At 66.3% G+C, this 18,944-nt stretch carries 19 protein-coding genes; 10 read left to right on the forward strand and 9 right to left on the reverse strand.

Features of this window, described 5'->3' with window-relative positions:
• Nucleotides 1-58: 58 nt before the first annotated feature.
• Entirely contained in the window at nt 59-304 is a 246-nt protein-coding gene (locus tag DB459_RS03215) for a GlsB/YeaQ/YmgE family stress response membrane protein (RefSeq protein WP_253711504.1), read from the reverse strand.
• Nucleotides 305-499: 195 nt separating this feature from the next.
• Here DB459_RS03215 and DB459_RS03220 point away from each other — a divergent pair, with 195 nt between their 5' ends.
• The 3 genes from DB459_RS03220 (at nt 500) to sseA (ending at nt 3,057) form a co-directional block, all read left to right on the forward strand.
• Nucleotides 500-1,675: a VWA domain-containing protein gene (locus DB459_RS03220; protein WP_253713406.1), complete on the forward strand. Its 1,176-nt coding sequence runs from the start codon at nt 500-502 to the stop codon at nt 1,673-1,675.
• Between the two features lie 40 nt (nt 1,676-1,715).
• Nucleotides 1,716-2,144 carry a rhodanese-like domain-containing protein gene (locus DB459_RS03225; protein WP_253711505.1) on the forward strand — a complete coding sequence of 143 codons (429 nt, stop codon included), beginning with the start codon at nt 1,716-1,718 and terminating at the stop codon, nt 2,142-2,144.
• A gap of 61 nt (nt 2,145-2,205) precedes the next feature.
• Nucleotides 2,206-3,057: a 3-mercaptopyruvate sulfurtransferase gene (sseA, locus tag DB459_RS03230; protein ID WP_253711506.1), complete on the forward strand. Its 852-nt coding sequence runs from the start codon at nt 2,206-2,208 to the stop codon at nt 3,055-3,057.
• A gap of 15 nt (nt 3,058-3,072) precedes the next feature.
• On the opposite strand, the gene DB459_RS03235 is transcribed toward sseA, so the two are convergent.
• A complete protein-coding gene (locus tag DB459_RS03235; RefSeq protein WP_253711507.1) occupies nt 3,073-3,918 on the reverse strand; it encodes a hypothetical protein in 846 nt (281 codons plus the stop codon).
• Nucleotides 3,919-4,208: 290 nt separating this feature from the next.
• Here DB459_RS03235 and DB459_RS03240 point away from each other — a divergent pair, with 290 nt between their 5' ends.
• Nucleotides 4,209-5,333, forward strand: coding sequence for a L,D-transpeptidase (locus DB459_RS03240; RefSeq protein WP_371926855.1), 1,125 nt, complete (start codon nt 4,209-4,211; stop codon nt 5,331-5,333).
• A gap of 109 nt (nt 5,334-5,442) precedes the next feature.
• Here DB459_RS03240 and DB459_RS03245 read toward each other — a convergent pair whose 3' ends face one another.
• Together DB459_RS03245 and DB459_RS03250 are read right to left on the reverse strand one after the other, a co-directional pair.
• Nucleotides 5,443-6,396, reverse strand: a complete 954-nt coding sequence (locus DB459_RS03245; RefSeq protein ID WP_253711509.1) for a D-2-hydroxyacid dehydrogenase family protein — start codon at nt 6,394-6,396, stop codon at nt 5,443-5,445.
• An 87-nt stretch (nt 6,397-6,483) separates the two neighbouring features.
• The gene (locus tag DB459_RS03250) at nt 6,484-6,714 is read right to left on the reverse strand and encodes a hypothetical protein (protein WP_253711510.1); all 231 of its coding nucleotides are present in this window, start codon (nt 6,712-6,714) and stop codon (nt 6,484-6,486) included.
• Nucleotides 6,715-7,038: 324 nt separating this feature from the next.
• Here DB459_RS03250 and ettA point away from each other — a divergent pair, with 324 nt between their 5' ends.
• The 4 genes from ettA (at nt 7,039) to DB459_RS03270 (ending at nt 12,021) form a co-directional block, all read left to right on the forward strand.
• On the forward strand, nt 7,039-8,691 hold the full coding sequence (gene ettA / locus DB459_RS03255) for an energy-dependent translational throttle protein EttA (RefSeq protein ID WP_253711511.1): 1,653 nt from the start codon (nt 7,039-7,041) through the stop codon (nt 8,689-8,691).
• Between the two features lie 341 nt (nt 8,692-9,032).
• Complete coding sequence (locus DB459_RS03260; RefSeq protein ID WP_253711512.1) at nt 9,033-9,620, forward strand: TIGR00645 family protein; 588 nt, start codon at nt 9,033-9,035, stop codon at nt 9,618-9,620.
• 24 nt (nt 9,621-9,644) lie between these two features.
• Nucleotides 9,645-10,913, forward strand: a complete 1,269-nt coding sequence (locus tag DB459_RS03265) for a lytic murein transglycosylase (RefSeq protein WP_253711513.1) — start codon at nt 9,645-9,647, stop codon at nt 10,911-10,913.
• Nucleotides 10,914-11,187: 274 nt separating this feature from the next.
• Nucleotides 11,188-12,021: a sensor histidine kinase gene (locus DB459_RS03270; protein ID WP_253711514.1), complete on the forward strand. Its 834-nt coding sequence runs from the start codon at nt 11,188-11,190 to the stop codon at nt 12,019-12,021.
• Between the two features lie 97 nt (nt 12,022-12,118).
• Here DB459_RS03270 and ltrA read toward each other — a convergent pair whose 3' ends face one another.
• The 5 genes from ltrA to DB459_RS03295 all read right to left on the reverse strand — a co-directional run bounded on the left by ltrA (nt 12,119) and on the right by DB459_RS03295 (nt 16,314).
• Nucleotides 12,119-13,498, reverse strand: a complete 1,380-nt coding sequence (ltrA, locus tag DB459_RS03275) for a group II intron reverse transcriptase/maturase (protein ID WP_253711515.1) — start codon at nt 13,496-13,498, stop codon at nt 12,119-12,121.
• Between the two features lie 453 nt (nt 13,499-13,951).
• Nucleotides 13,952-14,242 carry a hypothetical protein gene (locus DB459_RS03280; RefSeq protein ID WP_253711516.1) on the reverse strand — a complete coding sequence of 97 codons (291 nt, stop codon included), beginning with the start codon at nt 14,240-14,242 and terminating at the stop codon, nt 13,952-13,954.
• A gap of 257 nt (nt 14,243-14,499) precedes the next feature.
• A complete protein-coding gene (locus tag DB459_RS03285) occupies nt 14,500-14,808 on the reverse strand; it encodes a hypothetical protein (protein ID WP_253711517.1) in 309 nt (102 codons plus the stop codon).
• A gap of 125 nt (nt 14,809-14,933) precedes the next feature.
• Nucleotides 14,934-15,314 (reverse strand): hypothetical protein, encoded by a 381-nt coding sequence (locus DB459_RS03290; RefSeq protein WP_371926856.1) that lies wholly within the window; start codon nt 15,312-15,314, stop codon nt 14,934-14,936.
• 226 nt (nt 15,315-15,540) lie between these two features.
• Complete coding sequence (locus DB459_RS03295; protein ID WP_253711518.1) at nt 15,541-16,314, reverse strand: ferredoxin--NADP reductase; 774 nt, start codon at nt 16,312-16,314, stop codon at nt 15,541-15,543.
• A gap of 299 nt (nt 16,315-16,613) precedes the next feature.
• Here DB459_RS03295 and DB459_RS03300 point away from each other — a divergent pair, with 299 nt between their 5' ends.
• Nucleotides 16,614-17,813, forward strand: a complete 1,200-nt coding sequence (locus DB459_RS03300; protein WP_253711519.1) for an amidohydrolase family protein — start codon at nt 16,614-16,616, stop codon at nt 17,811-17,813.
• Between the two features lie 214 nt (nt 17,814-18,027).
• Nucleotides 18,028-18,939, forward strand: a complete 912-nt coding sequence (locus tag DB459_RS03305; RefSeq protein WP_253711520.1) for an alpha/beta fold hydrolase — start codon at nt 18,028-18,030, stop codon at nt 18,937-18,939.
• Nucleotides 18,940-18,944 lie beyond the last annotated feature (5 nt).

Below are 18,944 nucleotides of genomic sequence, written 5' to 3' on the forward strand. Positions count from 1 at the left end.
TGGCCTCTCGAGATGAAGCGACCGCCGCCGGCGGTCGCTTCCCAAAAGGAACGCTCCGTCACACCCGCTTGATCAGCGTGAGCAGCACCAGGACCACGACGCCGCCGATCGCGGCATTGATGATCTCGGCGACCAAGCCGACCCCCAAGTGAATGCCGAGCTGCGGCAGCAGCCAGCCCGCCACCACCGCGCCGATGATGCCGACGACGATGTTGCCGATCAGGCCGAAGCCGCCGCCCTTGACGATCAGCCCGGCGAGCCAGCCGGCGATGGCGCCGACGATCAGCCACGCAATGATGCCCATATCTATTCCCCCTGATATCCGTGATCGGCCTTCCCCGGAAGGCCTTGAGCCGCGCCGACTTTAGTTGAAATCGCCCCCTCGACAAGTGCGGCGCAGCGGAAAAACGGAAACACCCGTCCGCCGCACGGAATTGCGCGCGCTTGCCCCGCCTCGAAGCGCTTGACGAGAGCCGCGGTCGCGCGCCACCCTGCGACCATGTTCCTGCAATTCTTCACATCGCTGCGCGACGCCCAGGTCCCGGTCACGCTGCGCGAATATCTCACCCTGCTCGAGGCGCTCGATGCCGATCTCGCCGGGCAGACGGTGGAGAATTTCTACTATCTGTCGCGCGCCGCGCTGGTGAAGGACGAGCGCAATCTCGACAAGTTCGACCGCGTCTTCGGCGCCACCTTCAAGGGACTGGAGAGCCTGCTCGACGCCATGGAGAAGGCGGACATTCCCGCCGAGTGGCTGAAGAAGCTCGCCGAGAAATACCTGACCGACGAGGAAAAAAAGCAGATCGAGGCCATGGGCTGGGACAAGCTCATGGAGACGCTGCGCGAGCGCCTGAAAGAGCAGAAGGCGCGCCACCAGGGCGGCAGCAAGTGGATCGGCACCGCCGGCACCTCGCCGTTCGGCGCCTATGGCTACAATCCCGAGGGCGTGCGCATCGGCCAGGACAAGAACCGCAACAACCGCGCGGTGAAGGTCTGGGACCGGCGCGAGTTCAAGGACCTCGACGGCAATGTCGAGCTCGGCATCCGCAACATCAAGGTGGCGCTGCGGCGGCTGCGCAAGTTCGCCCGCACCGGCGCGCCGGACGAACTCGATCTCGACACCACGATCCGCGAGAGCGCCAGCCACGGCTATCTCGACGTCCATATGCGCCCCGAGCGGCGCAACGCGGTGAAGGTGCTGATCTTCTTCGACATCGGCGGCTCGATGGATTCCCACGTCGCCCAGATCGAGGAGCTGTTTTCGGCGGCCAAGTCCGAATTCAAGCACATGGAGTATTTCTACTTCCACAACTGCCTCTATGAGGGCGTGTGGAAGAACAACAAGCGCCGCTTCATCGACCGCACCCCGACCTGGGACATCCTGCACAAATATCCCCACGACTATAAGGTGGTGTTCGTCGGCGACGCCGCCATGAGCCCCTACGAGATCGTGGTGCCGGGCGGCTCGGTCGAGCATGTCAACGAGGAGGCCGGCGCGGCCTGGGTGGAGCGGATCACCCGCACCTATCCCCATGTGGCCTGGCTCAATCCGGTGGCGCGCAAGCACTGGGACTATTCGGAATCGACCACCATCCTGCGGCGGCTGCTCAACGAGCGCATGTTCCCCTTGACGCTCGAGGGGCTGGAAGCGGCGATGCGCGAACTGGTGCGCTGACGCCTTCCGGAATCGATCTGCAAACGAAAGTTCTTCACCGATGCCCCAGACCATCCATCGCGGTATCAAGAGCCTCGTCGCCGAGGCCAATGCGCAGATCACGACGCTGAGCGCGCCCGAGGCGATCGCCGCCGCGCAGCGCGACGACGTGGTGCTGGTCGACATCCGCGACCCGCGCGAGATCGAGCGCGAGGGCCGCGTGCCAGGCTCCTTCTCCTGCACCCGCGGCATGCTGGAATTCTGGATCGATCCGGAAAGCCCCTATGCCAAGCCGGTGTTCCAGCAGGACAAGACCTTCATCTTCTATTGCGCCGGGGGATTGCGCTCGGCGCTCGCCGCCAAGACGGCGCAGGACATGGGATTGAAGCCGGTCGCCCATGTCGCCGGCGGCTTCGCCGCCTGGCGCGAGGCCGGCGGACCGGTGGAAAAGCTGCCGGTGGACAAGCTCGCGCCGCGGCAGCCGAAGTAATCCACACCGAGGTTGGCCACCGGGTTTCTCACAACGGCGAATGCAAGGCGGACTTACGCACATGGCCTCAACCAACGATCCCCTCGTCTCCACCGCATGGCTGGCGGACCATCTCGATGATCCGAACGTCCGCGTCGTCGACGCCACGTTCAAGATGCCCGGCGTGCTGCCGCTGCCCCATGACGATTTCCTCGCCGCCCATATTCCGGGCGCGGCGTTCTTCGACGTCGACACCGTCGCCGACACGAACAATCCGCTGCCGCACATGTTTCCCGACGACGCGCGCTTCGCCCGCGAGGTCGAGAAACTCGGCATTTCCGCTGACAGCCTGGTGGTGGTCTACGACGCCGGCGGCTGGGTCGCGGCGCCGCGCGCCTGGTGGATGTTCCTGAGCTTCGGCCACGACAAGGTGCGGGTGCTCGACGGCGGATTGCAGAAATGGCGCGCCGAGGGCCGGCCGGTGGAGTCGGGGCCGGCGTCGCCCCGGCCCGGTCATTTCGCCGCCAGGCTCGATCCGGCCTTCATCCGCACCAGGGCGCAGCTCGTCGACAATCTCGCCGCGCGCGGCGAGCAGGTGATCGACGCCCGGGCCCGGCCGCGCTTTGCCGGGTCGGTCGCCGAGCCGCGGCCGGGGCTGCGCAGCGGCCACATCCCGGGCAGCCTCAACCTGCCCTACAACGAGCTGTTCGACGCCGCGACCGGGACCATGAAGCCGCTCAACGAGCTGCGAAAGCTGTTCGAGACCGCGGGCCTCGATCTCGCTCGGCCGGTCGTCACCACCTGCGGCTCGGGGGTCTCGGCCGCGGTGCTGAGCCTGGCGCTGTACCGGCTCGGGGTGCGCCGCTCCGCGCTCTATGACGGCTCGTGGAGCGAATGGGGCGCCGCCGACGGGCCGCCGATTGCCCACGGTTGAACTATATAACAGAGATCAACCACCGAATCCGGGAAACGGATTGATCTGCTGGCGCTGCTGTTGAAAGGGGCTGATCTGTTGCGCAGCGGGCCTCGCCCGGACCGCCGCGCGAACGTGATGCACCTTCGGCTTCTTGTGCCGCTTGGCAAGGTGGCGCGGGATCTCCGGACGCGGCCGCGCCGCCGCCTTGATGACCTCCTCGGGCAGATCGGCCGGCACCGCAGCGTTTTCGCTGGTATCCAGCGCCGCGGTCGGCCCGGGCTTTGCCGCCTCGGACGGCGCCGCGTTCTCTCCGGTCGCCGCTGACGGCTCGGCCGCGTCCTGGCTCGCATCCTTGATCGCCGGCTGAGGATCACCGGCAGGCGGGGTGGCCGCCGTCGTCGCCGGCGCGGCTTCGCCGGCCGGCACGGGGGCGGGCACCGCCGGCGCCAGCGCCACCACCGCCGGCGCTTGCCCCGGCTCCGGCTTGGCCTCGGATGTCATTTCCGTCCTGGTATCGGTCTGGCTGCCGGGCTTCGCCTCAGGGCCCGGCTCGGTCGCCGTCACCTCGGCCAGGCCGGGCGCAGGCGCTTCCTGTGCCGGCGCGGCGGCAGCCGTGTCCGGCTCGGTCGGCCGCGGCTCCGCAGAGGGGGCGGCTCGCTGCCCCGGCTCGGCCTGGGTTTCGATCTGCAGCAGGGCGAGGGTGGCCTGGCGCTGCTCCCGTTCCCGCGCCACCACCGCTTCCGACGCCGGCGGCGGCGCCGCGAGCCCGGCGAAATTGTCATGGGCGGCACGCAGCAGCGCCGCCGCGCCGAGACCGAAGACCAAAAGCGAAACCGACAGCAGAACAATGGCGAACAGGACGCGGAAGCCCGGCAGCATGGGACCCTCGGCACCTCGTGGCTGGAGGCGCGGTCGACTCGAAGTGGGACGAGATGCAGCCGGATGAACGCCGCGGCCGCGAATCAGGCGTTTCGAGGATAGCCCAAGGCGTTTGCGTCAAATCATGAAAAATGGAGGCGGTGGCGTCGGTTGCGCCGAAATTAGCCGCCGAGGCCCAAAATCTCGCCCCATTCGACGTGCTTGTGACCGCGATGTCTTGAATGCGCCGCTATGGTGCGTAAAGCACGTTAACCTTCCGGTGGCGGATTCCGGGTTATAGAAGAGTGATGATGAGCAAGCGAATTCTGGCGATCTTGGCGGTGGCTGCGGCCGGCGTCGCGGGAACTCCCTCGGCGATGGCGCAGACCTATGCCCAGCCGACCTCGCCCTCCTATCCGGCCCCTCCCGGCTCCTATCCGCCGCCGGCGGCGCCGGACCAGATGCCCGATTTCGACAATCTCGACGATGACGCCGCCGCCGCCCCACCGGCGTCCGCCGCGCTGTCGACGCCTGGCCCGGTGATGTCGCCGGACGATCCGCGCTATGGCCGGCCGGCCGGGCCGCCGCCGGTGATTTATTCCGATCGCCCTGCCGACGGCGCCGTCGCCAGCCGCCAGCAGGGCGGTGCCGGCTTCATCGATCCGTCCGACCCCAGCCGTCAGCTGCGGCCGCCGGGCGCGATCGACGGCAGCGCCGCTGGTCCGGTCACCGGTGCCGTGCCGCAGATGGCGCCCCAGGGCTCCGACGGACGGCCGATGACCGTGATGGCTTTGCCCGCCGACGAGCAACCCGAGGTCGGTCCGCGCAAGGAATTGCCCGAGCGTCTGCGTCGCAAGGAGGTCTCCTTCGTGACCAAGGAGCCGCCGGGCACCATCGTCGTCGATACCCCGAATACCCAGCTCTATTACGTCCTCGGCAACAACCGGGCGATCCGCTACGGCGTCCGCGTCGGTCGCGACGGCTTCACCTGGACCGGCGTGCAGAAGATCACCCGCAAGGCCGAGTGGCCGGACTGGCATCCGCCGCCGGAGATGATCGAGCGCCAGCCCTACCTGCCGCGCTTCATGGCCGGCGGCGACGGCAATCCGCTCGGCGCCCGCGCGATGTATCTCGGCTCGACCGTGTACCGCATTCACGGCACCAACCAGCCGTCGACCATCGGCCAATTCGTCTCCTCGGGCTGCATCGGCATGCTCAACGAGGACGTCACGGACCTGTTCGACCGCGTCAAGGTCGGCACCCGTGTGGTCGTGCTCCCGGGTGGCGCGCCGCCGGCGACGACCACGGCGTCGGCCCAGCCGCTGCCGGATCCCGGCCGCCCCGCGCCGATGACGTCCGGTACGGGTGCTTCCGCCATGGCCGGCACCAGCCCCACGGTGGTGCCGGCGCTGCCGGCTCCGGTGACGATCCGCTGATCCGGCATCGCTGAAGGCGATCCTGTCTGAATGATCTGAACTTAAAGTCTTGAGGGCGCGGTGACCAAACGGCCACCGCGCCCTTTCCTTTTGGACTGCTCGTCGGCACTCAGCCGAGTCGCCGCACCGGCTCACCGGCCTGCCAGGCGGCGATGTCCTCGACCATGTCTTGATAAAAGCGACGATAATTCTCGGCGGTGACATAGCCGAGATGCGGCGTCAGCACGACGTTATCGAGCCGCCGCAGCGGGTGATCGACCGGCAGAGGCTCCTGCGAAAAGGTGTCGAGCCCGGCGCCGGCGATGCGGCGCTGCTGTAGCAGCTCGAGCAGCGCGACCTCGTCGACGATCGGCCCGCGCGCGGTGTTGATCAGGTAGGCCGTCGGCTTCATCCGGGCGAGATCGGCGCGGCCGACGAGGCCCCGTGACCGCTCCGACAGCACCAGGTGGATGGTGATGATGTCGGAGGTGGCAAACAGCGTCTCCTTGCTCGCACGGGCGACGCCCGCGGCAGCGCAGGCCTCGGCGGTGAGATTGGTGCTCCAGGCCTGGACCTTCATGCCCAAGGCTTTGGCGATGTCGGCTACGCGGATGCCGAGCTTGCCGAGGCCGACGATGCCGAGCACCTTGCCCTCGACGTCCTGCCCCAGCGTCACCTGCCACGGCGCCCCGGACTTCATCCGGGCACTCTCGAAGCCGATGCGGCGCGTGAGCTCGAGCATCAGACCGATGGCAAGTCCTGCGGTCGGATTGCCGACATTGCCGGTGCCGCAGACCACGATTCCGCGGGCCTTCGCCGCGTCGAGATCGATGGCGGCATTGCGCAGGCCCGAGGTCAGCAGCAGCTTGAGGCGCGGCAGCGCCGCGATCACCTTGGCGCCGAACGAGGTCCGCTCGCGCATGGCGCAGACGATGTCGAAATCCTGCAGCGCGGCCACGGCCGCTGCGGAATCGGCGAAGGGCTGGTCGAACACGGTGATCTCAACGTCCGTCAGGCTCCGCCAGTCGGCAAGGTCGAGGGCAACATTCTGATAGTCGTCGAGGATCGCGCAGCGCAGAGCCATGAGGAACCGTTCCCGGGTGACTGCGAGGCGATGCGCCCCGCCCTCGTCATGCTGGCGCGGCCGCTGATGCGACGCAAGCCGGACGGCTTACGGCCGGATGCAACCCTGATCCGCCTTCGCCACCTCGCGCGCCGCTTCCTGGCTGTGCCTGGCCTGCCAGGCCGGGCCCGGACCACGCATGTAGTGCTGCTCCGGCCGATAGGGGTCGAAGGCGGAGATGACGAACTGGTGCAGAAAACCGGTCACCTCATGCCAGAAACCGGCAGGCGGCGTTGCGGCGGGAACAAGATCGAGACGGACAGTGGGATCGTGAGCCATCGGGGCGCATCGCGTTGCAGATTGCTGCCGGGTCGCGGTCGGCTCGCTGGCACAGCCACAGCCAGAGTGTCCCGCGGCCTCCCGCGCCTGGCTTCCGAGGTCCGCAAGCGACGCCTGGGGCGTGTTTCGCGCACCTCGGAAGCGGGGCACTTGGAGAGCTTCAGGCTCGGCGGAATTGATTAAAATGCGGTTCTCCGGCGCCGCCGCGGCCGGACGATGATGATTATGGTTTCCAATTCGTGAACCGCGCCGGTTGCCCTTTGCCGACCGCGCCGCTACATCAGCACCAGATTTTTCCCAGCTTTTCGCCTCCCAAGGAACACGATGGCTCGCCAGTTCGTCTATTTCATGCAGGGTCTCACCAAGACCTACCCGGGCAACCGCAAGGTGCTCGACAATATCCACCTGTCTTTCTACCCGGATGCCAAAATCGGCGTGCTGGGCGTCAACGGCTCCGGTAAGTCGACACTGCTGCGGATCATGGCCGGCATCGACAAGGAATACAGCGGCGAGGGCTGGGTCGCCGAGGGCGCACGCGTCGGCTATCTCGAGCAGGAACCAAAGCTCGATCCCGCCAAGACGGTGCGCGAGAACGTGATGGAGGGCGTCGCCAAGCAGAAGGCGATCCTCGACCGCTATAACGAACTCGCGGTGAACTACTCCGACGAGACCGCCGACGAGATGACCAGGCTGCAGGACGAGATCGAAGCCCTGGGCCTGTGGGATCTCGACAGCAAAGTCGACCAGGCGATGGATGCGCTGCGCTGCCCGCCGGACGATGCCGACGTCACGGCGCTCTCCGGCGGCGAGCGCCGCCGCGTCGCGCTCTGCCGGCTCCTGCTCGATCAGCCCGACCTGTTGCTGCTGGACGAGCCGACCAACCATCTCGACGCCGAATCCGTCTCCTGGCTGGAAGGTCATCTGCGCAACTATCCGGGCGCGATCCTGATCGTCACTCACGACCGCTACTTCCTCGACAACGTCACCGGCTGGATTCTCGAACTCGATCGCGGCCGTGGCATTCCCTACGAGGGCAACTATTCCTCGTGGCTGGTGCAAAAGCAGAAGCGGCTCGAGCAGGAGGGCCGCGAGGAGGCCGCGCACCAGCGCACCCTGGCCCGCGAACAGGAGTGGATTGCAGCCTCGCCGAAGGCGCGTCAGGCCAAATCCAAGGCGCGCTACCAGCGCTACGAAGACCTGCTCGCCAAGGCCAGCGAGAAGCAGACCCAGACCGCCCAGATCATCATTCCGGTGGCGGAACGGCTCGGCAACAACGTGGTCGACTTCGAAGGCCTCACCAAGAGCTTCGGCGATCGCCTGCTGATCGACAATCTGACCTTCAAGCTGCCGCCAGGCGGCATCGTCGGCGTCATCGGCCCCAACGGCGCCGGCAAGACCACGCTGTTCCGCATGATCACGGGGCAGGAGACGCCGGACAAGGGCACCATCACCATCGGCGAGACGGTACATCTCGGCTATGTCGACCAGTCGCGCGACGCCCTCGACGGCACCAAGAGCGTGTGGGAGGAGATCTCCGGCGGCAACGACCTGATCCTGCTCGGCAAGCGCGAGGTCAATTCGCGCGGCTACTGCTCGGCCTTCAACTTCAAGGGCGCCGACCAGCAGAAGAAAGTCGGCCAGCTCTCTGGCGGCGAGCGCAACCGTGTTCACCTCGCCAAGATGCTCAAGTCGGGAGCAAATGTGCTGCTGCTCGACGAGCCGACCAACGACCTCGACGTCGACACCCTGCGCGCCCTCGAAGAAGCGCTGGAGGATTTTGCCGGCTGCGCCGTGATCATCAGCCACGACCGCTGGTTCCTCGACCGTATCGCCACCCACATCCTCGCCTTCGAAGGCGACAGCCACGTGGAATGGTTCGAGGGCAACTTCCAGGACTACGAGAAGGACAAGATGCGCCGTCTCGGCCAGGATTCGGTCATTCCGCACCGGATGAAATACAAGAAGCTGACGCGCTGACCGCGCGGATCGGAAGATCGAGGCGCCTTTTTCTTTTGCGTCATCGTCTTCTGCATCATGCCGATCGATGCTGCGGCCGGCGCGGCGCCGCGTCAGGGTGACGCGGAGACACTTGGGACTTGATTTCCGGCCCCCATTTCGAGTGAGACTCCAGGCACGTTGATCCTGGTGCGATGGATCTGACGCTCGTATCAGCATCGCAGCGAATTCGTCGTACGCGCGTCAGATCCAAAACCGCACTAGAATCATAACTATGCTAGTGTCCCTCTGGTTTCCAACGTTCGTATGAGCGCCTGCTGCAATGGGATACGAACGTTGGAACCGGGACACTAGGAGTCATGATGTCACTGTCACCCGAAACCCCGTTGCCGCCGCGCGGCGCCCGGTTGCGCCCGCTGCCGATGCTGATCTTCGGCTCGCGCTGGCTGCAGCTCCCGCTCTATGTCGGCCTGATCGTCGCCCAGGGCATCTACGTCGTGCTCTTTCTCAAGGAGCTGTGGCATCTGTTTTCCCACACGCCCGATTTCAACGAGCAGCAGATCATGCTGGCGGTGCTGGGGCTTATCGACGTGGTGATGATCTCCAATCTGCTGGTGATGGTGATCGTCGGCGGCTACGAGACCTTCGTCTCCCGCCTCAATCTCGAGGGACATCCGGACGAGCCGGAATGGCTCAGCCACGTCAATGCCAGCGTGCTCAAGATCAAGCTGGCCATGGCGATCATCGGCATTTCCTCGATCCACCTGTTGCGCACCTTCATCGAAGCCGGCAATCTCGGCGGCGTCGGCCGGACCACCAACTACACCGAATCCGGCGTGATGTGGCAGACCATCATCCACGTCGTCTTCATCATTTCCGCCATCGGCATCGCCCTGGTCGACAAGATCTCCAGCGCGACCACCGCTGCGGCGGCCGCCGAGCACGACTGAGACTTGAGCGGTAAGAGTTGGGCGATGAGGCACGAGCAACAGCGCGCACGTACGGGCGGAAGGCGGATAAGAGCCGCCGTCCGTGCGCTCGCCGTCGCGCTGCTCCTCGTCACGGCTATCCGTGCCCCCGCGGCGGCGGCCGATTCCGGTTTCACCCGCTTCATCGCTTCGCTCTGGCCGGAGGCGCAGCAGGCGGAGGTGTCGCGCGCCACCTTCGATCGCGCCACAGCATCGCTCGAGCCCGACTACAAGCTGCCCGACCTCGCCCTTCCCGGCCGCCCGCCTTCGGCGGCGCAGGCGCAGGCCGAATTCGTCCAGGTCCCCGCCGATTACGTCAAGGAAGCGACCATCGCCCGCCTCGCCGCCGAGGGACGGCGGCTTGCCGACCAGCACCGGGCGACACTCGCAGCCATCGAACAGCGCTTTGGCGTGCCGCCGGAAATCATCCTGGCGATCTGGGGCCGCGAGACCGACTACGGTCGCTATACGCTGCCCAACAACGCCATCCGGGTGCTGGCGACCCAGGCCTATGTCGGCCGCCGCAAGGATCAATTCCGCACTGAATTCATCCTGGCCCTGAAGATCCTCGACGAGGGCCATGTCGCCCTCAAGGACATGCGGGCATCGTGGGCAGGCGCCATGGGCCTCACCCAGTTTCTGCCATCGGAATTCTACCAGCACGCGGTGGATTTCGACGGCGACGGCAAGCGCAATATCTGGACTTCAATTCCCGATGCCCTCGCCTCGGCCGCCCAGCAGCTCAAGCACAAGGGGTGGCAGAACGGTTTGCGTTGGGCGTATGAAGTACGTGGGCCGCGCAATGTCGACTGCACCGAGGGTGTCCCCGAAATCACGCGGCCGATCGGGGAGTGGCTGCAGCGCGGCTTCTCATTGGCGCGCGGCCGGGTGCTGTCGGCTGCGGAGAAAGCCGAGCGCGCCTCGCTGCTCCAGCCGGAAGGCATTTACGGGCCGGCCTTCCTCGTCACGCGCAATTATTTCGTGATCAAAGAGTATAACTTTTCTGATCTCTACGTGCTGTTCGTCGGCCATCTCGCCGACCGCATGACCGATCCGCATCCGTTCGAGGCATCGTGGTCAGCTTCCACGCAGCTGCGCACCGCCGATGTCGAGGAGATGCAGCGCCAGCTCACCCGCATGGGACTTTACGCCGACAAGATCGACGGCAAGGCCGGCATGAAGACCCGCGCCGCGCTGGGCGCCTATCAGAAGGCGGCCGGGCTCAAGCTCGATTGCTGGCCGAGCGGCGATGTGCTGCGCGCCATGCGCCGCTGAAAGTCCGCCGGGAACCCGCGCCAAACCGTTCTTCGCCGTTGCTTTATTGTCGACTGCGCCGGGAAATCGACTAACAATGGATGGCTTGCGCGCGGGGACACCCATTCTACAATTCTCACACCTGGCCAGCAACTGGGCGGAGGCGCTGCGGCGCGGATGGCAAGGCATTGCCCCGCCGCCACCCGCCTTGATAACGGCATTCGCGGCGATCTGCCTTGCTGGCAGCACCTTGGCGCGTTGGCTGATCGCATTGATCCGGCCGGATACGCCCTTCATGCTCTATATTCCGGCGGCGATGGTGTTGGCCGTGGTCGGAGGCCTGCGCGCCGGCGTGATCACTGCGCTCCTGGGCGGAGTGCTCGGCATCACGCTGAGCTTCAGTGGCAGCCCGCCCATTCCCAGCCGGCTGACGCTGCTTGCGATCTACCTGCTGGTCGCCGCGTTGATCATCTGGGGCGTCGGCCACTACCGCGCGCTCGTGGCCCATTATCGCGCAGTCTGCACCCAGCTCACCGAAGAGGAGCGTTATCGCCGGCTCGTCATCGAGGAGCTGCAGCATCGGCTGCGCAACAAACTCTCGACCATCCACGCCGTCATCAGGCAGGTGCTGCGTGACCAGCCGGAGGCCTGGACCAAGATCGACAGCCGCATCCGCACCCTGTCGGCGACCGACGATCTGATCGCCCAGGCGGACGAGCGCGGCTGCGAGCTCAAGGACCTTCTCGTCTCCGAACTCGATCCTTATGGCGAGGGTCGCTTCACCTTGGCGGGGCCCGAGGTCTACCTGCCGGCCAAGCTCGCGGTCTGCCTCGCACTGGTCTTCCATGAATTGACGACCAACGCCGCCAAATACGGCGCGCTGTCGTCCGCCGCTGGAATGCTCGAGATCGGCTGGTCGACCGCGAATGACATTCTCAGCCTGAACTGGCAGGAACGCGGCGGCCCCGCCGTCGCGCCGCCAGGCAGGGCCGGCTTCGGCACCAAGCTCATCAATTCCGCCCTGGCCGGCTTCGACGGACACACCGAGATGGATTTTCGTACCGAGGGGCTGCGCTACGCCCTGCGGTGCCGGATCCCCGCGCCGGAGCCGGACCGGCCGCTGGCTTGAGCCATCGGAGATCGGCATAGGGGGCGACCTTTTGGGTCGCTCCCCTGCCACACCACCCGGCATGCGGGTCCGCACCGGGCGGTTCGAGAAGTTGAGGTCATGAGAGACGGGGCAGTCCCAACCGGTCCGACCAGTTCAGGGTTAGCACGGCGTTGAGGAGCATGCCGCTGTTGCGCCACCAGCGACGGCTGTTGGCCGCCACCTGCCGTGCAACGTCAGGCTTGGCTCCCAGCGCCAGCAGTTCCCTGTGCATGGTCGTACCGCGCTTCCACTGCTTGAGCTGGATGGCGCGCAGCCGGTGACGCAGCCACTGGTCCAGCTCTCGCCAGACCCGTGGGGTTTGCGCCAGCCGGAAGTACGCCTTCCAACCCAGGACATAGGGCCGCAGACGATCCACCACATCCTGCATGCTGCGCCCGCCACTGCGGCAGGTCAGTTGCCGGATGCGCTGCTTGAACGTCCTCAGCGGCTTGTCGGCGACCTTGCGTTTGATCACGCCGCCCGGGGCTACCCAAAGGCTGTAGCCCAGGAACTTGCGACCAAACACGCTGGCCACTGTGCTTTTGGTCTCGTTGACCGTCAAGTGCAGCTTGCCGTAGAGCCGCCGAAGCAGCGCCATCACCCGGTCACCCGCCCGGCGGCTGCGAACGTAGACGTTCGCATCGTCGGCGTAGCGCACGAAGCAATGGCCCCGACGTTCCAGCGCCTTGTCCACTTCATCGAGCAGAACGTTGGCCAGCAGCGGCGATAGCGGCCCGCCTTGCGGCGTCCCCATCGTTCGCTTCCGGACCACGCCATCGCCCATGATCCCGCTGTTCAGATACGCCCGGATCAGCCGGATGACCCCGGTGTCCCCGATCCGTTTCTGAAGGCGGTCGATGAGGATGTCGTGATCGACCCGGTCAAAGAACTTTTCCAGGTCGACGTCCACCACGATCCGGCGGCCCGATTGCACGTATGACTGCGCCGCAAGGACGGCGTCATGCGCGCTTCGGCCCGGCCGGAAGCCGTAGCTGTGCTCGCTGAAGGTCGGATCAAGAATGGGCTGCAGCACTTGCAGCAGCGCCTGCTGGATCAGACGATCCGTCACCGTCGGGATGCCGAGCTCACGCTCGCCGCCCTCGGGCTTGGGGATCGCCACCCGTCGCACCGGACTGGGCCGGTACGCCCCCGACAACAGTTGCTCGCGGATCGCCGGCCACGCCGTACGCAGCTGCGCGGCGGTCTGGTCAATGTCCAGACCGTCCACACCGGCTACGCCTTTGTTGGCCCGCACCCGCTTCCACGCCCGTTGCAGGTTCTCTCTCGCCAGAGCCGCCAAAAGCAGCGCCGACCCTGTGCCCTTCGGTTCATGCCGCGGGCGACGAGCTTCATCGCTGCCCGAGCCACACGCGGCTTCACCGCGTCCTACCCCGGACCGCCCTGCTTGCGCAGGCATCTGATGCAATGCTCGCCACATCGACATGGCCTCGAACACTCCCTCTCGTTCGGCCCTTCGCCTGCGGGACGGCTTCGCAGCCTTCCCACCGGCTACTACGACCTCGGCTGACTTCTCGCTCCGGCTCGACACCGTCGCCCTTTCGGGCATGAGGCGAGACCTCCCCAGGTAAGAACGCACTCCTTCACTGCACGACCGCCGGATCTACGCCGCTTCCCCTTGATCACGAGAGCTTCGCGATTACTGGCCCGCTCGCCCTGGTCGGCAACGCCTTCTATCCGCTTCTTATTCATCGGCCCGCAGCTTCGCTCCACGCTTCCTCCCCACACTCGGTCGCCCTCATGCGGTTGCGCTTCGCTTCGCTCGTTGTGATCAACTCACGATGGGACTTGCACCCATAAGAGGGCGCCCATGCTGGGCGCACAAATGAAAAACCCGGCCAGCGGCCGGGTTTCTCGAATGGAGCTGATGGTCCGTTCAGCTGCAGACCGTTCAGTCGCAGACCTGGACGCGGCGAAAACGCCAGCCGTAACCGTCCCAGAAGCGCTCACGCACCCAGCGGCACGGCGGCTCTTCGACATAGACCGGCGCCGGGGCATAGTAGACCGGCGGCGGCGGCGGAGCCGAACCGGCAATGGCGCCGCCGAGCAGCGCACCACCGATCAGACCACCGGCGATCCCGGCCGCGATCCGGCCGTCATCGGCGCGCGCCGCAGGAGCGGCAACGGCGAGCGCACCGGCGACGGTGACCGCCGCAAGGAACGCCGAAAGCATCTTCTTCATTCGTATTCTCCTCAGATCGCGCCGAGCCGCGCGGTGGAAAGGTCCGACAGGAGAGCCCCGGGGCTCCTTGTTGGCGTGTTTACCGTGTCGTTGCGTTCAGTAGAAGCGACCCTGCCTCGCGGCCGACCGCCCGCATTCGTCCCCGCCGCGATCATAATCGAAATTCACGTGGCGGGCTCAACCTTTTTCGGCTCGAACCGGCGCGATCAAGGCCTTGCCATTGCGCCGAATTTTCGGCGAACCGACCGCACAAACCGTCAATAACAGACGCGCGTGCGGCGAATCCGCCAGCCGTAGCCGTCCCAGAACCGCTCGCGCTGCCAATAGCACGGACCGCCATAGGCCGGCGCGTAATCGCCGTAATAGCCGTAGCCCGGGCCGTAGCCGTAGCCAGGGCCGTAGCCGTAGCCGCCGCTGAGGGCGCCACCGATGATCGCGCCCGCTGCAAGTCCGCCGATCACGCCCGCGGCGATGCGGCCGCCACGGGCCTCCGCCTGATGCGGCGCAGCAATGACGCTGATCGCCAATGTCGCCGCCGCCGCCGTCGCCAGCAGTGAATGTTTCATGGCACACACTCCTAGAATGAAGATGCGAGGCTGAAAGAATTTCGCGGCCGCAGAGTTTCATTTGCGGGTTGAACGGACAATGAATGCGGCCGCCGAAATGCCGCCATGTTCGCCGCCCGGGCGGCCTATTTCGATGCGCCGCTCTTCGCGCCCTCCGGCGGCTTCTTGTCGCCGCCCGAGGCCGGCGGCTGGAGCCGCAGCTGCTCGAGCTTGCCCTCGAGACCGGCGACGCTCGCCTTGAGGGCTTCGACCTGGCGGCGCAGCGCCTCGATCTCGGCCCGCGCGGCATCGACCCTGGCCTGCTGGTCGAGCGCCGCCTTGGTCATGACCTTCTTGAGGAAATCGACGTTGCTCTGCAGGCAGCTGGTGCGCCGCTCCATGGTCTTTTCGGCGGTACAGATCTCGATGCCGGGGACGTCCTGGGCCCGCGCCACGATCGGCAGGGCAAGGACGCCAACCAGGAGGGCGCATGGAGCCGCCAGCCGCTTTCGCATCGTCATCGTCATCGTCCCTCCCGCTGCGCAACAGAACAGGGGTAGTTTAGCCGTGATTGCAGCCGCCCTGAGCGCAGAATGATGCAAATAAGAATGATTTGCATATAGCTCGATACACCGTGGAGATCTGGCTGCGCTGCGACGCCAGACGAAAACGCCGCCGGCGCTGCGAGCGGACCGGCGGCGGAAACCATCAGGCCGTGGACAACCCCACCGCGCCGGCGGGGTGGGAAACGCCTCAGCGCTCGGCGAAGGCCTTTTCCACCACGAAGTGGCTGGGCTCGCCGTGGTTGCCCTCGATGAAGCCGCGCTCATCGAGCAGCGCCTTGGTGTCGACCAGCAACGCCGGGCTGCCGCAGATCATGACGCGGTCCTTCGCGGCCTCGAGATCCGACAGGCCGATGTCCTTGAACAGCTTGCCCGAGGTCATCAGGTCGGTGATGCGGCCGCGGTTGCGGAACGGGTCGCGGGTCACGGTCGGATAGTAGATCAGCTGGTTGCGCACCATCTCGCCGATCAGTTCGTCGTTCGGCAGCTTTTCGGTGATCATCTCGCCATAGGCGAGCTCGCGGACGTGGCGGCAGCCATGCAGCAGCACCACCTTCTCGAAGCGGTCGTAGGTCTCCGGGTCCTTGATGACGCTGAGGAACGGCGCCAGTCCGGTGCCGGTGCCGACGAGATAGAGATTGCGGCCGCCCATCAGGTTGTCGATCACCAGCGTACCGGTGGCCTTGCGGCTGACGATGATGCGATCGCCTTCCTTGAGGTGCTGCAGGCGCGAGGTCAGCGGCCCGTCCGGCACCTTGATCGAGAAGAATTCGAGTTCGTCCTCGTAATTGGCGCTGGCGACGCTGTAGGCCCGCAGCAGCGGCTTCTCGTTGACCTTGAGCCCGATCATCGTGAATTCGCCGTTGCGGAAACGGAACGACGGGTCACGGGTGGTCCGGAAGCTGAACAGGGTATCCGTCCAGTGATGGACGCTCAGAACGCTTTCATGATTGAAGTTGCTCATATGCACCGCACCCGTCGCCGCTTGGTCCAAATTTTCCAGGGGCGGCGAGCGCCGAAGCGATTGCCCCGGAAATTCGTTTGTGTACTAATGAATATGCCGGCCGCCGTTTGCCGTCAAGGGAGGGCGGACACGGTGCCCACGGTGGCTAGATAAGGGATTTTGTTGCCAAGCGGAATACGTTGCGATGCAACATTATTCTCAATTTCAAGGCCTTAGGATTATTCTGGCCCCTTCCGGGGCGCATGCAGGGAATGTTTGCAGAACCGCCCTCGACGGCTTCAAGGAAAGGAACGACGACCATGGCGCATGGCGAGCCCACCGGCCCCTCCGGCTCGACCCGGCTGGTAATCCGCAATATCGGCCTGCTGCTGAGCGGTGACATCGACAAGCCGGTGCTCGACGCCGACACCATTGTCGCCGACAACGGCCGGATCTCGGCGATCGGCCGCGCCAAGGACGTCGATACCGACGGCGCCACCACGGTGATCGATGCCGCCGGCACCACCCTCACCCCGGGGCTGATCGACAGCCATGTCCACCCGGTGGCCGGCGACTGGACGCCGCGGCAGAACCAGATCGGCTGGATCGACAGCTTCCTCAACGGCGGCGTCACCACCATGATCTCGGCGGGCGAGGTCCACATGCCCGGCCGGCCCAAGGACATCACCGGCCTCAAGGCCATGGCGATCTTCGCCCAGCGCGCCTTCGACGCCTTCCGTCCCGGCGGCGTCAAGGTCCATGCCGGCGCGCCGGTGATCGAGCCGGGCATGACCGAGCAGGACTTCAAGGAGCTGGCGGCGGCCGGCGTCAAGCTGCTCGGCGAGGTCGGCCTCGGCGGCGTCAAGGACGGCGCCTCGGCCCGCGAGATGGTGGGCTGGGCCCGCAAATACGGCATCCAGAGCACCATCCACACCGGCGGTCCCTCGATCCCCGGCTCCGGCCTGATCGGCGCCGATGTCGTGCTCGAGGCCGACACCGACGTGATCGGCCACATCAACGGCGGCCACACCGCCCTGCCCGACGGCGAAATCCGCTGCATCTGCGAGGGCTGCAAGCGCGGCCTCGAACTCGTGCACAACGGCAACGAGCGCTCGGCGCTCTACACCCTGCGCACCGCCAGGGACATGGGCGAGATGCAGCGCGTCATCCTCGGCACCGATTCGCCGGCGGGCTCGGGCGTGCAGCCGCTCGGCATCCTGCGCATGATCTCGCTCTTGTCGTCGCTCGGCGACGTCCCGGCGGAGGTCGCGTTCTGCTTCGCCACCGGCAACACGGCGCGGATGCGGGCGCTGGACTGCGGCCTGATCGAGGTCGGCCGCGCCGCCGATTTCGTCATCATGGACAAGGCCCAGCACTCGCCGGGCAGGACCATCCTGGAGAGCGTCCAGCTCGGCGACCTGCCGGGCATCGGCATGACCATCATCGACGGCGTCATCCGCACCCATCGCAGCCGCAACACCCCGCCGGCGACCAAGGTGCCGAGCGTGGTGCACGGCTGACGGATTCGGATTGCAATCGATCCGGGTGCTGATCATGATCATCCCGGCGCGGCGGCCCACGGCCGCGGCGCCGGGATTTTTTTTGCCCTGCTTTTTTTTGCTGAACACGACAGTCTGATCGCCCAAGACCTTCGAGCCGGGGCCCGCGCCGAACAGCGAGCCGCGAACCTCCGGCCCTGCTTGACCTTGTCCATCCTCCGGAGAAGCCGTCAGGGTGTATGTGTCCATCGGCCATATCCCGCAGTGGATCGAGATCGACCGGACCGATCAGGCCAATCCGGTGCTGCTCTTTCTCCACGGCGGCCCGGGCGGCTCCTCCCGCCCGGCGGCGGCGGCGTGGAAGCCGTGGGCCAACGCCTTCACCCTCGCCCATTGGGACCAGCGCGGCGCCGGCCGCACCTTCGCCCGCAACGGTGAAGCGGGCTGCGGTCCCCTGACCATCGCCCGCCTCGTCGAGGACGGCATCGAGGTCGCCGAATTCCTCCACCGCAATCTCCACAAGCCGAAGCTTCTGCTGGTCGGCCACTCGTTCGGATCGGTGCTGGCGGTGCACATGCTGCGACAGCGGCCGAAGCTGTTTGCGGCCTATGTCGGCGCCGGCCAGCTGGTGAACAAGCGCGCCAACGAGGAGATCATTCATGCCCGTCTGCTGGCGCGCGCCCGGGCGACCCGCGACGACGAGGCGCTGCTCGCCCTGAGCGCGCTGACGCCGCCGCTGCACACCGACCGCGACAACATCGCGGTGCTGCGCCAGTGGGCCGACCGCCTCGCCGACGGCAGCGGCGACGAAGTGCAGATGCATCCCTCGCCGCCATCGGTCGGCTTCACCGCACAGGACCGCGAGCAGCTGGCGCGCGGCCGGGCCTACTGCCGCGCCCAGCTGTTCGACGAGATCGGCGCCGTCGACCTGGCCGCGCTCGGGCTCGACTTCGCGGTGCCGATGTTCTTCTTCCACGGCACCCACGACCAGCAGGCGGCGCTCGAACTCGCCGAGCAGTACTGCGCCGACATCACGGCGCCGGCCAAGGGCTTCGTCCGCTTCGAGGGCTGTCACCATTTCATGGCGATGAACCGGCCGGAGCTGTTTTTGCGCGAATTGCTGGCGCGGGTGCGGCCGGTGCTGTGAGACGT

The organism is Bradyrhizobium sp. WD16, from assembly GCF_024181725.1.
GTDB lineage: Bacteria > Pseudomonadota > Alphaproteobacteria > Rhizobiales > Xanthobacteraceae > Bradyrhizobium_A.